13 protein-coding genes and 1 pseudogene are annotated in these 14,457 nt (G+C 37.9%); 7 read left to right on the forward strand and 7 right to left on the reverse strand.

Annotation, left to right across the window (positions count from 1 at the left end):
* Positions 1-456: 456 nt before the first annotated feature.
* Genes L652_RS1000000125545 through L652_RS0119340 form a run of 6 tightly spaced genes read left to right on the forward strand, consistent with a single transcriptional unit; the run spans position 457 to position 6,016 of the window.
* Positions 457-702: a helix-turn-helix domain-containing protein gene (locus L652_RS1000000125545; protein ID WP_016899212.1), complete on the forward strand. Its 246-nt coding sequence runs from the start codon at positions 457-459 to the stop codon at positions 700-702.
* Positions 703-720: 18 nt separating this feature from the next.
* Positions 721-2,481 carry a P-loop NTPase fold protein gene (locus L652_RS01000000124170; protein WP_024596196.1) on the forward strand — a complete coding sequence of 587 codons (1,761 nt, stop codon included), beginning with the start codon at positions 721-723 and terminating at the stop codon, positions 2,479-2,481.
* 1 nt (position 2,482) lies between these two features.
* Positions 2,483-3,370, forward strand: a complete 888-nt coding sequence (locus L652_RS0119325) for a hypothetical protein (RefSeq protein ID WP_008109702.1) — start codon at positions 2,483-2,485, stop codon at positions 3,368-3,370.
* Positions 3,363-4,697 carry a Qat anti-phage system QueC-like protein QatC gene (gene qatC / locus L652_RS0119330; protein WP_008109704.1) on the forward strand — a complete coding sequence of 445 codons (1,335 nt, stop codon included), beginning with the start codon at positions 3,363-3,365 and terminating at the stop codon, positions 4,695-4,697. The genes L652_RS0119325 and qatC overlap by 8 nt, the downstream gene beginning before the upstream one ends.
* Complete coding sequence (qatD, locus tag L652_RS0119335; protein WP_008109706.1) at positions 4,694-5,425, forward strand: Qat anti-phage system TatD family nuclease QatD; 732 nt, start codon at positions 4,694-4,696, stop codon at positions 5,423-5,425. The genes qatC and qatD overlap by 4 nt, the downstream gene beginning before the upstream one ends.
* Before the next feature lie 51 nt (positions 5,426-5,476).
* Positions 5,477-6,016, forward strand: a complete 540-nt coding sequence (locus L652_RS0119340; RefSeq protein WP_008109708.1) for a manganese efflux pump MntP family protein — start codon at positions 5,477-5,479, stop codon at positions 6,014-6,016.
* Between the two features lie 22 nt (positions 6,017-6,038).
* On the opposite strand, the gene L652_RS0119345 is transcribed toward L652_RS0119340, so the two are convergent.
* From L652_RS0119345 to L652_RS0119375, 7 genes are all read right to left on the reverse strand, one after another.
* Positions 6,039-6,257, reverse strand: coding sequence for a GDCCVxC domain-containing (seleno)protein (locus L652_RS0119345; RefSeq protein ID WP_008109710.1), 219 nt, complete (start codon positions 6,255-6,257; stop codon positions 6,039-6,041).
* On the reverse strand, positions 6,245-6,634 hold the full coding sequence (gene merC, locus L652_RS0119350) for an organomercurial transporter MerC (RefSeq protein WP_008109712.1): 390 nt from the start codon (positions 6,632-6,634) through the stop codon (positions 6,245-6,247). Before merC ends, L652_RS0119345 begins: the two co-directional genes overlap by 13 nt.
* A 60-nt stretch (positions 6,635-6,694) precedes the next feature.
* Positions 6,695-7,072, reverse strand: coding sequence for a MerR family transcriptional regulator (locus L652_RS0119355; RefSeq protein ID WP_008464133.1), 378 nt, complete (start codon positions 7,070-7,072; stop codon positions 6,695-6,697).
* Positions 7,073-7,294: 222 nt separating this feature from the next.
* A complete protein-coding gene (locus tag L652_RS0119360) occupies positions 7,295-7,759 on the reverse strand; it encodes a hypothetical protein (RefSeq protein WP_008113385.1) in 465 nt (154 codons plus the stop codon).
* Positions 7,756-9,840 carry a hypothetical protein gene (locus L652_RS0119365; RefSeq protein ID WP_008113384.1) on the reverse strand — a complete coding sequence of 695 codons (2,085 nt, stop codon included), beginning with the start codon at positions 9,838-9,840 and terminating at the stop codon, positions 7,756-7,758. The genes L652_RS0119360 and L652_RS0119365 overlap by 4 nt, the downstream gene beginning before the upstream one ends.
* The gene (locus L652_RS0119370) at positions 9,837-12,608 is read right to left on the reverse strand and encodes a hypothetical protein (protein ID WP_013465872.1); all 2,772 of its coding nucleotides are present in this window, start codon (positions 12,606-12,608) and stop codon (positions 9,837-9,839) included. Before L652_RS0119370 ends, L652_RS0119365 begins: the two co-directional genes overlap by 4 nt.
* Entirely contained in the window at positions 12,592-14,082 is a 1,491-nt protein-coding gene (locus L652_RS0119375) for a site-specific integrase (RefSeq protein ID WP_008113382.1), read from the reverse strand. The genes L652_RS0119370 and L652_RS0119375 overlap by 17 nt, the downstream gene beginning before the upstream one ends.
* A gap of 85 nt (positions 14,083-14,167) precedes the next feature.
* Here L652_RS0119375 and L652_RS0119380 point away from each other — a divergent pair.
* Positions 14,168-14,425 (forward strand): annotated as a pseudogene (locus tag L652_RS0119380) (PhoH family protein); the annotation flags it as partial.
* Positions 14,426-14,457: the final 32 nt, after the last annotated feature.

Consider the following 14,457-nt stretch of genomic DNA (forward strand, 5'->3'; position numbering starts at 1 on the left):
GAGTCAAATAAAAAGTTATTTAATTTGAAAAGATTGGGAAGTAACTCAAATAGCTATTCCAAGAAAATAATTGTTGGGGGGTAGTGACAGCAAACACTGCTAACATTATTTGGACTGCCCGTTTTATACCGATGTTTATCAAAGATAAAAAATAGAAGAGCTATCTAGATAGAATAAATTAACCGATGATCCTAATTCCACATTAAAGTCGCGTTGGTGTGTTACTAATTGTACAGAGGATCTAAAACAAGATTTAAATTTAAAAGTAAGAGCAACGACTATATTGTTGGAACACTTGTCATGAGATACGCTAAGCCTAATGTCCGGTTTCGTATCAAAGTGAATTTTAGCTGAAGTAATTTTGTACCATCGTTTACGACTGCTTCAGGCTCAAATCTGACGAAGATTTCCTAGTACTCACCCAATCTGGCTTGATGAGAAATAATCTCAAATATTATGCGTAGCCACATATTCGCTCAACTTGAGCGGGATCTTATAAAAGCCAGAACCACAGAAGGTCGTGAAGAGGCTAAAGCTAAAGGCAAACACATGGGCAGATTGCCTGCTTTATCAGACAAACAAGCGAAAGAATTATATAAAGATAAATTAAATGGTGAATCGATCTCTGCATTAGCGAAGAAATATTCTGTTAGCCGCCCCACGGTTCACCGAATTATTGAAAGAATGGAACAAAAGAAATAATAAATAAAAGGAGACGTTATGTGGTCTGATAAAGAATCAAAAATTGATTTCTTAAATTTTAATGAAACGGCTGAGTCAATAAAAGATCTTATAACAGAAAAGGAGTTAATGCCTATTAGTATAGGCGTTTTTGGTGATTGGGGCGCTGGAAAATCGACGATTCTTGAACTTACTAAGGCTTCTCTGGAAAGTGATGAACAAGAATATATCCAAGTACATTTCGATGCATGGACTTTCCAAGGGTATGATGACGCTAAAGCGGCGTTACTAGAAACAATTGCATCTACTTTAGTTAAAAAAGCAGCAGACGATAAAAATCTCAGTGCAAAAGCAAAAGAGTTTGCTGGACGAATAGATAAGATCAGACTGATGGGATTGCTAATGGATGGTGGTGCAGCATTAGCTGGTATACCAACTATGGGTGGTATACAGAAGATCATGGGACTATTCAGTGGTGGTGACGATGGTGAACTGGATGTTGATGATGTAAAAGGTGCTGTCGATGGCGCTAAGGATGTCGCGAAGAAAAACAAAGGTTTGATCAAAGATAATAAATCATTTTCACCTCCTAAAGAAATTAAAGAATTCCGAAAAGCATATTCTGATCTGTTAAAGGAGTTTGATAAGCCACTTATTGTCTATGTCGATAATTTAGATCGCTGCTCTCCATTTAATGCTATTTCGACCCTTGAGGCGATCAGGTTATTTCTATTTTTACCCAATACTGCATTTGTTATTGCCGCCGATGAGGACATGATCCGCTTGGCAGTGCCTGAGTATCACAAAGGTGCATCTCAACGACATCAAACTGATTATTTAGACAAGCTTATTCAAATTCCTGTGCATGTACCAAGACCCGGCGTTCTGGAGATAAGGGCATATTTAATGATGCTTACTGCTCAAGATCACGGCGTTACCGATGCGCAATTAGAAACGATAAGATGTGCCCTTGAAGAGTCATTAAGGCTGTCGTGGAAACAACCACAAATTACCGTTGACGAGCTACTTCAAGATCACGAGATTGAAAAGCATTCCGAACTCAGAAGTAAATTTGTGGTTGCTGAACAGTTAGCTCCACTATTAGCTGAATCCACAAACATTAACGGCAACCCTCGCATAGTTAAGCGATTACTCAATCAGGTTAAGATGAGAAAGAAAACCGCTCATCGCAGAGGAATGCAGCTTGATGAAAAAACTATCACTAAGCTGGTAATTTTTGAGAGGTGCTTAGGCACTCAGGCTACCAACAAGCTTTATGAATTAATTGATAAGGAAAACGGATATCCAAAAGTATTAGCGGATCTTGAAAATTCAGAAGTCGAATTTGACGAAATTAATTTACCTGAAGAGTGGAAACTCGACCTAGCTTTTATTGATAAATGGTCGAAATTACCTCCCATGTTCACTGAAATGGATTTGACACCAGCGGCATATCTGAGCAGAGAAAGCATTCCAATGGGGGCTGTTAATTCGGTAATGTCTGGAGCCGCTCAAAAACTCGTAGAAGAATTAATGAAGCAAAAGGTAAGGGTCAGTGGCGTTAACTCTACTGCGATTACCACAACTCCGAAGGAAGAATACATGTCAGTCATGGATGGTTTGATTGAAAACTTTAAGTTGATTGGTGATTGGACCGAAAGACCAACAGGCATTTATGGGGCTGTGTTACTTGCCAAGCAGGATGATAAATGTAGCTTAAGTCTTCTTACATTTTTAAAAAGCTTGCCCCGCCAAAGATGGCTTAATCCAATTTTAAAAGAACTAGAGGGAACTAAGTAATATGGGTACGTCCGCATCGTCAACAGGACCAAATAATAAGAGTCCACTTATTCCATCTTGGGCAGAGCAAGGAGATCCTGTCACAATAGAACCTGCATCAGGTACTGATGGGGATGAGCAAGCTGGCTCTGATAATAATCAAGCTGATGATCAGAATGACAATAGCAATGATATTGACAATGACAAGGTTCAACAAGAAATCGGTGGTTCACCTACAGCAACACCGCCTCCAAATAGGTTTGCCAGTGCCAGAAGAGCATTTGGTAAATATGCGCAAACAGGTGGCTCAACCTCAGATCTAAGGCGTTCATTAAAAAGTTACTCTAGAAAAGGCTCTGGCGGAGGTAAAAGCACAAGCAGGAGACTATCAAGCGGCATAACTGCTGGTTCTGGATTGCTTGGTGTCATGCGTGGCGACACCGTAACGGTTAATAATCAAAGCTTATCATTAGGTGATCTAACTGGGCTATCGACTGATCAAGCAATCGACAAAATTGCTAGCCATTTAGCGCCTGATAATGCCGATTCGGATGCTGTAAGAGTTGCGTTGGATTACGCACTAGAAGAAGCACTCCCCGATACAGAAGAATTTGACCCAAACAGTTTTACTGACGAAGTTATCCAAGAAGCCATAGGCTGTTATTTAACAGACCTTATTTTTCAGGATGTGGTTGAAGGCATGGGCAGAGCTTGGTTTCATGTTGAGCCAGCAAGCAAGCATCATCAAATGGAAGTTGAATTAAGGGAACTAATAAAAGTGATTACACAAGAGCAGTTAGACAAAGTAACTAATGGCAACCCCAGTACTATTAGCAAAGAAAATATTACTAAAATTCAAGCCGATGCTATTGCTATGACGGTTGATGAATGGGAGAGCTTTAATGACTAATTTTTACTTTAACCATGACCCTGCTAACTTGCCTGACTTTTCTGATGATTGTCATCCTGTCCAAATGTTTCATACGCATCAAAATGACATCACTAAGCACAGCTTGGTGTCAAAACAACTACTACAAACAGTTCGTGATTTAGGATTGAATGTAGATGCTGATTCAATAGATCTGATAACAATTGCTACCGCCGTTACCGCTGCTGATACATTTGAATTAAGGGATAATGCAGAAAATGCATGGGCTAGAAAAATGCATTTGCATGTTCCTGTAACTGATGAGGATATGTGGAATTTTGTAGAACCTGAACTGAGTTCTTTGCTCAACTTTCTTACAGGCGATCAATGGCTGTTTACTTTTGAAAAAACAACTATGCCGATGCCGACTCCTAAAACAAGTGAGCAAGCGAAAGCAAAAGCAAAATCATTAATTGGACTCAACTCTGTTTGCCTTTTTTCTGGTGGTCTTGATAGCGCAGTTGGTGCAATTGATATTTTGAACGGAGAATCAGATTTAAAGCCTCTCTTGGTTAGTCACGCTTATCGTGGTGATGGCGCTAAGCAAGAAGACATTAAGCAATTATTATCCCCGCCATTCGGCGAATTGTCCTATTCAATGTCTCCCCATATTATTAAGCACTTAGAAGGTAAAACTGACATTAGTATGAGGGGAAGAAGCTTTAACTTCCTAGCTATGGCGGTACTTGGTATATCAGCCTTAAGAAATGCTAATTGCGATAGCAGTATTGAAACTATTGTCGTCCCAGAGAATGGCTATATTTCTATAAATCCGCCGCTTACCAGAAGACGGATTGGTAGCCATAGCACTAGAACTACTCATCCTAATTTTCTAAGCAGGCTTGAATCTTTGCTTAGAGACACTGGGTTTCATGTCAAATTTGTAAACCCCTATCAATTCAAAACTAAAGGTGAAATGTTAGCGGAATGTGTTGATCAAGACGCAATTAGAAAAGCAGTTCCCCTAAGTGTTTCATGCAGTCATTGGCACAGAGAACATAAACAGTGTGGGCATTGTGTACCTTGCCTTATTCGAAGAGCGTCAGTTTTTCATGCTGGTTTTACACAAGATGCGCCATACAAGACAAAGCGGTTGAGAGATCTTATCAAAGAAAAAGATACTCGCGATGATCTCCAAGCGGTTCAAACTGCCATTATTAGATTGAAACAATCCGATAACTATCGTTCTTGGCTTCGAAGTTCAGGGCCAATACCACAAGAAAAAGATATACGAGAAAAATTAGAATCAACTATTAAGCGAGGATTGGCAGAGGTTGAATTATTTCTCCAAGCGGATAAATCGTCATGATGGATCTTCATTGCCACGTTGATTTATATCCAGATCATCAAGAGGTATTGAACGACATAAAAAGCAGTAATTATTACGTGCTATCAGTAACTACGGTGCCTTCAGCTTTTGAAGGTACTGTCCAGTTAACAAGTGGCATAAAACACTGTAAGACGGCCTTGGGGCTTCACCCTCAACTTGCTCATCTAAGAAAAAATGAATTAGCACTATTCGATAAGCTAGTTGATAGAACTAGATATATTGGAGAAATTGGACTGGATGGCTCAAAAGGTTACGCTGATTACTTTGATGATCAATTAGAGGTTTTCACGCATATTCTAAAAAAATGTGAAGGCTTTGATGACAAAATACTAACTATCCATAGTCTTAACGCGACTGGTGAAGTTCTTGAACAACTTAAGTTACATCCCAATGCTGGTACTTCTATTCTTCATTGGTTTTTAGGTACTAAGAAGCAAGTTCTAGAAGCCGTCGAGCTAGGCTGTTTCTTCTCTATTGGGCCAGCCATGCTAACTTCAGCCAGAGCTAAAAAAGTAATATCGTGGATACCTCAAGATAGAGTTCTACTCGAAACTGATGGACCTTTCGCCAAAGTGGCGGGGAATATTCTGTTTCCTTCAAGTGTTGGCACTGTTACTGAATATCTGGCTGAAATTTGGTGTAAAAATAAGGCTTTGATAATAGAAAAATTGTCAGTAAATCTTAGGTGTTTAACATCAGTCAAGTAACTAATTATACGTCACGTAATCTTATAACAATTTTATTCAGGTTTAATCGGTTTGTTTGAAGTATTTGTATTAGCTATAGCACTCAGTATGGACGCGTTTGCAGTATCCATAGGCTTAGGTTCTAAAAAAGTAGTAAATGCTGAAAAGCTCTTTATTAAAGCCGCTGCTTATTTTGGTTTTTTCCAAGGCTTTATGCCTCTTTTAGGCTATTACAGCGGTAAAGGTTTATCATCTTGGATTGAAGATTATGCACCTTGGATAGCTTTTATTTTGCTAGTATTTATCGGTGGCAAAATGATTTATGAGTCCCAATCTGAAGGAATTGAAGAAGATATTGCTAATGTTACTCATCGTGTGCTATTTGTTCTTGCTATTGCCACCAGTATTGATGCAATGGCGGCAGGTTATGCAATCACATTGCTTGAGGTAGATATAGCCGTAGCTTGCTTGATAATAGGCGTCACGACGTTTGCCTTTAGCTGGATTGGTGTGAATATCGGCGAAAGAAGTGGCGTATGGCTGGAATCTAAAGCTGAACTATTTGGTGGTTTAGTGTTAATCGCAATCGCATTTAAGATATTACTTGGTTGACACAGAACCACCGAATACTAGGCTACTTACCTGAGCAACATGCATTGCCTTCTTGAATAGGAGGACACTTAACTGTTCCATAAGAGCAATAAACGCAACAATCACCTTTTAACGGTTTAAGTAGTGCTTTACAGCTTTCGCATTCGTAATACCATTGGCAAGCGTTTGTAGGCATGGTTTCAACTTTGCTAAATCCACATTCAGGGCAAGTGATTTTAGATTCTAGTTCTATACCTTGCATACTGGTTCCTTAATGGGCTTAACAATATCTAAAATAGACATTACGACCATCCAAATGATCCCAAAGTAAAATAAGTAAGTGCTCCAGTCGTATTGCCATAAAGGATAAAGGGTCAGCAATACTGCAATTGGGCCAATGACACTTAAAACGCCTCTCAATGAATCTCGATGTTGATACCAATTATAGAAATTAACTAACAACGCTAGTGAAGCAAATAATGGCAATAAGGTGTTCACCGCTATCCCTTCAAAATGTGAAAGAAAACCTAACCCAAGAGCAGATGCCAATGAGCCGAGTGCAGGAAAACATGCTGTGCAGCTAAGGGCGGCTAGCCAAACGCCACCAGAACCTACTTTATCTAGAATTTTATTGATCATAACTATCTACCTCAATTTTTAAGGTAGTATAAACTCCGTACATAAGTACGGGGTCAATAGCTATTTAAGTGAATTTATTACCGGGCAGGATTGAGGGTCTTGATTGGCCTTGCAAGAATCTGTCATATCTTGAATTACTTTCTCTAATCGCTGTAAATCAGCAATTTTATTACGAATGAGATTAAGTTTTTGCAACCCCATCGACTCAATATCAGCGCAACTGTCACTTAGTGACATAAGCGATTCAATTTCTTTCAGCGTAAACCCTAATGCTTTAGCTTTCAGAATAAATTTGAGTTGACTGGTAAGGGCATCGCCATACATTCTGTAACCAGACTCTGGTTTTAAAGGTTGCTCTATCAGACCTTGGCGCTCATAGAAACGGATTGTTTCAACATTGATATCTAAATCTTTTGCCAGTTTTCCAATGGTTCTCATAAACATACTCTTTAGAAGCAGAAATATCATTATACAATTAATGCGGATTGCCTAAACTCAATTTTATTGCATGAACGGGGTCGCTAAGCGTCCTCTTTGTAGAATTAAGTTCACATATCCAGATCACTCTGACCGTCTCTTGTTCGCTCTTGCTGCCTGTCAGGTGAAGTCTAAGCCTAATCAACAAAACTGTAAGTTGAGATATGAGCTACTACATCTAATCTATTGTTTCGTTGAAACTAATTCAATAATTTCACCAGTAGACGTATCCACTCTTATTTCTGTATGTTGCCCTGAATGCTGAAGTTGATTTTGTAAATCGGCATTAATCAGTTTGAGCTTATCTATTTCTGCGTACATTTCACTCAACAACACTAATAACTTTGTATCTTTATTATCGATTTCCTTAGTGCCGATATTATTTTTTTGCTTTTCTTTAGCAAGCTTGCTTTTTAGTTCGGCTACCTTTGTTCTGAGTTGTTTTATTAAATTATCTTTATTTTTTTCTTCCCAAGTTAATTGAGCTTTTTCAATACTTTCTCGTAACTTTACCCATTTTTCTTCTTCTTTAGATAGATTCGCAATATTTCTTTTAGCTCTCGTTGCTACTGCATTTTTGGTTATCTTGCTGCCATCAGATTTCATCTCTTCAAAAGCACGTTTTATATCATCATATGCGCTACTCATGCTTGTTCTCCTTGGTTTGTATGCGCTTTGCCTTCATCTAATACATAGTCAGCTGCTGCTATATTATTTTTCCAGTGAATAGCAAATAGCTCGTAATCTTCTTGCTCTTCTGTGGTTGATGCTGCATATGCCTCTAGTTTCTGGGTCGCATCTTTTTTTATCACTTGCCAATTGACCTTGTGGCGTTTGGTAATGATTTTACTACCACAATACACACAGCCACTAGGGATTCCTGCTCCTTTTATCTTGCAAGCTTCTCCCGCAGTGCAGTACCCCGTAGGCAAGCCACGTATGTTTTTAATATTTTTGACGAGAAATTTTTTCAGTTCTTCAATTGAACTGAAATGGATCTGCTTAATCACAGTCGAATCTTTACTTTGACTATCAGTAATACCTATTATCAGATCTTTAGATGTTTTATTAATTTGCTCACCAGCACCACCTTTAAGTGATTGTGACTCGGCTTCATCTATTAACTCTTCTGCAACACGGTCAATTAAAATCTCATTAAACTCTTCAGTAGTTTTAATTAAAGTTGTTGAGGCCAAAAATGCTCTTCGAGTATAAACAAACGTCATTAGGCTGGTTAAATGTTTAAATTGATATCTAATATCATCAAGCTCACCTAATTTATTGGCAATGACAAAGTAGGCCAACGTATGTCGAAACATGTGAGCGGTTAATCTAAACGTATCGCCTTCTTCGTATGGGACACCTCTATTCTCTCCTCTAACTTCTTTGTAGTTAGATTCAAGGCGTTCAAGCTCTGCTATATCATCATCGTCTAGAGTTAAGTCAAAAAGCTCAATGTTTTCACTGTTTTTAACCTCAAATTTTGTGAATCGCCCAGCATCGCTAAAACTAACACTACAGCTACTATGTGAAACCCCGAAAAGACGGTTTCTTTCTAACCCTTCTTTCAAGTTGTGTGCTTGACTACTTGTTATATTGGCTCTGCATGAAGAAAGTACAGCTTTTGCCCTTTCTTGCATACCGAACACATATTTTTCGTAAATACCAACACACTCATGTACTTCAGCGTTTGAAAACCATTCCATCTCAACCTTACTGTTGTCGGTTTTGGTCATGATTGCCGTAATGTAATAAATATCATCTTTGTAATTGGCACAGCCAACCTTGCATGTAAGTACTTCGTTATATCTCATGCCTGTATAGGCCAAGATATTAATGTATGTGGCTAATTTTAAATCTTCTAATTCTTCGGATAATTGAATGAATTCCACTTCATCGGGTAAGTTTCTTACATGTTTTGCTATTAGCTCACCTGTACTAATTTTGGGCGGTGGTTCAACGGAGCCTTCATTTAAACTATCTATTAAGCGTGCATTTAATTCTAGCCATCGTTCTATCTTATCCTTAGAGTTTTCAACTATTTTTTCTGCAAACTTCAGAATTTTTTTCATTACTTTAGTAGGAATGACAGGGTGCGAATAAGTGACTGGTCTCGGATGGTGTAACTCGTTTAGTTGGTTAAGTACATCAATAAAAACACTACACACCTTAGGGCCAAAAAGACGAAAGCTGCGCTGCACGTCAAATAGTTTAGTAAATGAGTGTGATTGTCTGTAAATAGCTATTTTCCTGACTTCATATAAATAGTCTTTTATGAGATTCCTAATAACTAAGTCAGATTTGAACTCCAACTCATGAAATGAGTGATAACCTCTTTGTCTTAAGAAGGCTGCAAATAAATTTAGATACGTTACATCATTTTGAAGTGTAGAGATTTTTAGAGGTTTACCGCCTACAACATCACCATGTGTGAGTTTAATTAGTGAATAAATTCGAATTTGATATGCTAATTCATCAACACCTTTAAAATTCACATTTCTTTGCGTTTCTTCATAGCTTATCCAAGTGTCATCGCCAAAGTGAATAGTGCCATGTTTAGCAATATTCAATGCTCTGTTTTCCCACAAAGCAATCGAATTAAAAGCGCTAGTATCATCAACTTTAAAATCTTCTAACACCTGAACCAAAGGTTTTATAGTGATTTGACCTGTATGTGTTTTTACAACAGCGATATCAAGTAGTTTTGTTTTAGTTATCTCTTTGGTCATAGCAAACCTGTGTTTTTCCAATGAGGATGAATACCCTCTGTTCTCAATAGTTCTTTTCCATCAGTCACAGCTTGAGCATTAAGCTTGGCAATATCAGCTAATATTTCGTTAACCCTATTTTTCAACTGCTCTATGTTTTCCAGTTGCTCTGTTATAGAGTCAAATGTTGCGGCTGAGTTTTCCATATCAGCAACAACAAAATCCCGGTATGACAAAAGTTTCCAAACATGCAATGCGTCAGCAACACAGCGATAGAACGGACACCACAAGCATGCGTTAAAGTCGGCACATGCATGCTCGTTTGTATCTCGCTGGTCTAATAATTTCCTGTTTTGTGATTCGAATGCCACTACTGCGGATTTATCTTTTGAGTTAATGCATGTGCCATTCGGGACTTTTTTACCGTCTTCTGGTGGAGTCTGCAAAATGATTACTTTGTCGGTAACATCGCGAACAAAATAGTCTGCCATTGTTTTTGTCGCTCTGTTGATTGTCATTGCAACATCTTTGTTATCTTGCATTAAATAATGACGCAAGAACGTTTCATAAGAGTGCTTGCCAGCTTTTTGATACCACTTAAATTCTTTGGCAACTTTTCGGTAAATGTAGTTAAGCCCTGATTTTCTGATCTTTTGCGAATTAAATACGATATCACACCCAAGCTCAGTCAATATCCTATCTATAGTGGTCTTGAAACGTGATGCTGTTAATAATTGAATCTTTACTTCTCCAATACTATTTACTTTGGGAAAAACAAAAATTCTTTTTGATAGGTTCTCAATAGAAGGGCGGTAAATAGACGTAAGTTTAGTCGCAGCCTTAATATCAAATATTACTGGTTCGACAACGTCGCCGTATAAGACGCCTTCTTTTTCTAGATCTTCGGCTTTAATTTCAAATTTATGCCATTGTGTTTGATAATTAGCTCGGCGTTTAAATAAACGAAGAGCAGGAGTTTTACTTGAATGTAATGGCGTGTTAAAGAAAAATAAGTCGTCAGTATCAAGCTCTAGCGTAGGAGTTGAATTCCAACCAGTTTTCAATATGACTTTTGCTGCATAAAGTGTAACTTTGTCTTTAATTGTGAGTAAGGTCTCAGAAAGCCCTTTTTCTATGTAATATGCTAATTCTACTACTTCTCTATATGAGTAGAGCTTATCTTGATTCTGAGAGAGTTGCTCTTGATGTTGTGCAGTTAATTCGGTGTTGACCGGAAAGCTTTTAATAGTATCTAGACCATAAAACGATAGTAATTTGTCGATAGCGCTCTGATATTGATTACCAACAAAAACCGACAAATCGCCTTGTTTTGATTTTAGTTGAATTGCCTCTCTTATAGCCTTTAGTATCTCACAGTTATTTTCAACAAAAGCATGAACCCCATGATTGGCAATAAGCTTCATTTGTTCATCTGTTAATGATGATGCATTTTCTTTCAATGCTCTAGCCATACTACCTATGTAACCTTTGAGAGTGACGATGCCTATGCTCTCGCCATCAATTCGCTTTGTAAAAACTTTATGGTATTCGACTAGGTTTTGATAAAATTTATAGGCATTGTCATATACCCACTCATGCTTCTGCCATTCGGTAGTGTCACTTTCTTTAAGGTAATAGCCCAATGAGTAGGGTAATAAACTTTCCTTTGCGATTTTTTCACCCGTAACAAAGTGGTAAAGGTCCAATGCAGCGTTTAGTAGCAGTAAAAACTGCTGGTTATTTTGAGTTTCTTCTTGGTAATGCTTATAAAGGTATTTAAATCCCTGAAGGCCATTTTCTGCAAACCCTTGAATTCCACGCTCACTAAGCAGCTTAATTATTGGTGATGCTACGCTACCAGCACTATTCAACCACCTTGGAAATGATAAAGTTGAGGATCTAACTCTTGTTGTATTAGCTTCCGAAGCGCTTGCTATCTGATTTTTCAAAAAAGCATCAACTTCATTGCCAAATTTGGATGATATGCTTTGTGCATACCCTATCACTTCGGCTTCAGTTTTAAATTGATTGACTCTAGCTTTACCCCACACATCGGGTAGTATAAATTTTAAAAAAGTACGGAAGTTGTGATTGCATATAAATGATGAAACGAATTCCCTATCCTTTAATGTTGCCAATAATGGCAGTTTGACGCGTTCAGTATTCTTAAAAGTATCATGTAGACAAATATTTATAATAGCAGTCGCAGTTTTGAGGATGTTGTCTCTAATAGAAGAATCTTTGAGGCTTAATTCTGGAAGGACGAGATAGTCCAGATATTTTTTTAGTAATTTACGAGTCTCTTTTACTTGATGGAATTCAAGTTCGAATAATTTAGTTATGTCGATTGAAGTAGCCCCATTTACTAGCCTAAAAGGAGCGTTGATAGCGTTATCATAAAAATGAAACTTAGCTATGTTTTCTAAAGCTTCTTCTATACGAGTAGCATAACTAGGTAGCTTGACATCATTTATTTCATTAATGCAAAAGTATTCCAGTTCTTGCCAAATTTCAAAGTCTGATAGAGCATTTAATCCCGAAGTTTGAATTGATGTCGCAGTATCTGCACTAACCTTATTAAGGGCTAGAGGAAGAATGTGCTGTAAACTGACACAAGCATTCCGCAAGCGACTCATTGAAATAGCAGTGTCGTCACCTGTGCTAATATTGCTTTCTTTGTCATATGCCCTGTTAAATAAAACGTCTAACTGTTCGGCTAGAACAATTGAATGAGGTTTAAATCTAGCAGGAATACGATTGGACTTCCGCGTTTTAACTTGCTGTAGCATCTTCAGCCTCACGCATAAGCAATTCGTTAACATCACCGTAGATATCTTTTACCCACTCTGACATCGCTCCGTATGCATCCACTGATACACTTTTGGCAAAGTCGATGTAACGTTTGGTTGTTTTAAAGCTTTCGTGACTCATCAAAGTCATTAGTGTTTGTCGGATGGAACTTTCTGATTCACCTTTGTCAATTAGGTATTTAGCGACATAAGTAGCAAAGGTAGCGCGTAAGTCATGGAATGTGCGTAATAGTATTTCTAATCCCTGCTTCCTTTGTTCTTTTCTAACTATGGAAATAGTATTCCCCGGTGTATCTTCGCTTATCCGCGATCCTGAACTATTCATAAACAAAGGAAGCGGATGTTCGCTATTGTCCATACCATGATTAGTCTCATGTTTGGTACGTCGCTTCATATTTTGAATTGTCAAAGTGTGATTGTACAAAAGCTTCATTAGAACTCGCGCTATTGTTAATCTCACTGGCTTATGTCCTTTTCGTACAATGTTCAATTTTGGAATACGTTTCTCGTTTTCTTTTTCATCAGGGTTAAAGAGGTCTTTCTGGTCGATGGCCGAAATTTCAAAAGATCGAAGTCCACCTAACAAGGCACACTGCAAATAAAGTTTATAAGTCTCTTTTTGAGCTGTATTCGTCTCCAGTAACTGTTTAAGTTCTTTTGGAGAATATGGTTGTAGACCTTTGTCTGGTGAGTCTTCTTTTTGTTTCAATGTATTTGGAATGCTCAAATTACTGACCCATTTCCATAAGCCCCCAGAACGATTGTTGCTGGTAGGTAATTGAAACAACGAACTGACACCTGATTTAGCTTTCGATTTAATACGTACCTGTTTGTATTCAAGTGAGAAGGGGAGGCTATCTATAGCTCCGCGCTTATGGCTCCATATATAGAATGCTTTAACAGCTCTAATTCGTTCTTGAGCGCTGTTAAAGCTTATGCGTTTAGACTTATCTTTGGTTTCGACTCTTTCACATAAATGTTTGTGATATCTCCACACAGGTAACCTAGAAATATCATCATCTACAGATTGTTTTGAAAGTGGTGCAGCTATTACTTCAAAATAGGATGCATCATCTTTATCCAACCAATCTAAGAAAGCTTTTAAGTGCTTAGCTATACTGCGAACAGACTTAACATCTAATGGCTTTCCCGGTTGGCTGGCATGATAAGCGTCACTAAAAGCCTCATTGTCTATTTGATTCTTTTTGAGACTGAAATGACCTTCAAAGCGGTGCATTAAAAATAAGTTCATTTCTTGGCATTCGGTGAAGCGAGTCGGGTGATATAGCACTGGAAAATTAGGTTCTATTTTATCGTGCCTATATGAGTGAGTTCTGATGCCTTTTTCAGTCTTAATAGGTTGCCCTGATTTATCGAGGTGAAAAGACATTCCTTTTCCAAAGTTGACTGATGTTTTAATTATTTTAGTTTTTGTTGTATTTCGAAGTATCATTTTCGTTCACCTTTGATTCTTAGCTAGAGTATGTGTGTAAAAACTTTTTTGTTCAAGTTTATTGAGGGTATGATAGTATTATATCAATTCGGGGGTGATTTTAGATGAGAGCCAAAATTTAACGGCATCTCAACTTAAAACGATTATTACTCGCTGCGGCGAAGGTACTAAATTAATTTGTACAGGTAACTTGGCGCAAATAGATAGTAACTATTTAACGCCAGTAACATCGGGCTTAACGTACATAGTAGAGCGCTTTAAAAACTTTGAAGGCAGCGCAACAATAAACCTCAACGGTGTTGTGCGTAGTCGCTTAGCGTCATTTGCAGAAGAAAATTTATAACTTGCGCTTAACAAATTGGCTCGATAGTCTAT

Source organism: Pseudoalteromonas sp. TB25, from assembly GCF_000497995.1.
GTDB lineage: Bacteria > Pseudomonadota > Gammaproteobacteria > Enterobacterales > Alteromonadaceae > Pseudoalteromonas > Pseudoalteromonas distincta.

Coding starts and splice junctions, on each gene's coding strand:
- L652_RS01000000124170 (WP_024596196.1), top strand. CDS start 721: ATGTGGTCTGATAAAGAATCAAAAATTGATTTCTTAAATTTTAATGAA.
- L652_RS1000000125545 (WP_016899212.1), top strand. CDS start 457: ATGCGTAGCCACATATTCGCTCAACTTGAGCGGGATCTTATAAAAGCC.
- L652_RS0119355 (WP_008464133.1), bottom strand. CDS start 7,072: ATGAGAACCATTGGAAAACTGGCAAAAGATTTAGATATCAATGTTGAA.
- L652_RS0119325 (WP_008109702.1), top strand. CDS start 2,483: ATGGGTACGTCCGCATCGTCAACAGGACCAAATAATAAGAGTCCACTT.
- qatD (WP_008109706.1), top strand. CDS start 4,694: ATGATGGATCTTCATTGCCACGTTGATTTATATCCAGATCATCAAGAG.
- merC (WP_008109712.1), bottom strand. CDS start 6,634: ATGATCAATAAAATTCTAGATAAAGTAGGTTCTGGTGGCGTTTGGCTA.
- L652_RS0119345 (WP_008109710.1), bottom strand. CDS start 6,257: ATGCAAGGTATAGAACTAGAATCTAAAATCACTTGCCCTGAATGTGGA.
- L652_RS0119365 (WP_008113384.1), bottom strand. CDS start 9,840: ATGACCAAAGAGATAACTAAAACAAAACTACTTGATATCGCTGTTGTA.
- L652_RS0119370 (WP_013465872.1), bottom strand. CDS start 12,608: ATGCTACAGCAAGTTAAAACGCGGAAGTCCAATCGTATTCCTGCTAGA.
- qatC (WP_008109704.1), top strand. CDS start 3,363: ATGACTAATTTTTACTTTAACCATGACCCTGCTAACTTGCCTGACTTT.
- L652_RS0119375 (WP_008113382.1), bottom strand. CDS start 14,082: ATGATACTTCGAAATACAACAAAAACTAAAATAATTAAAACATCAGTC.
- L652_RS0119360 (WP_008113385.1), bottom strand. CDS start 7,759: ATGAGTAGCGCATATGATGATATAAAACGTGCTTTTGAAGAGATGAAA.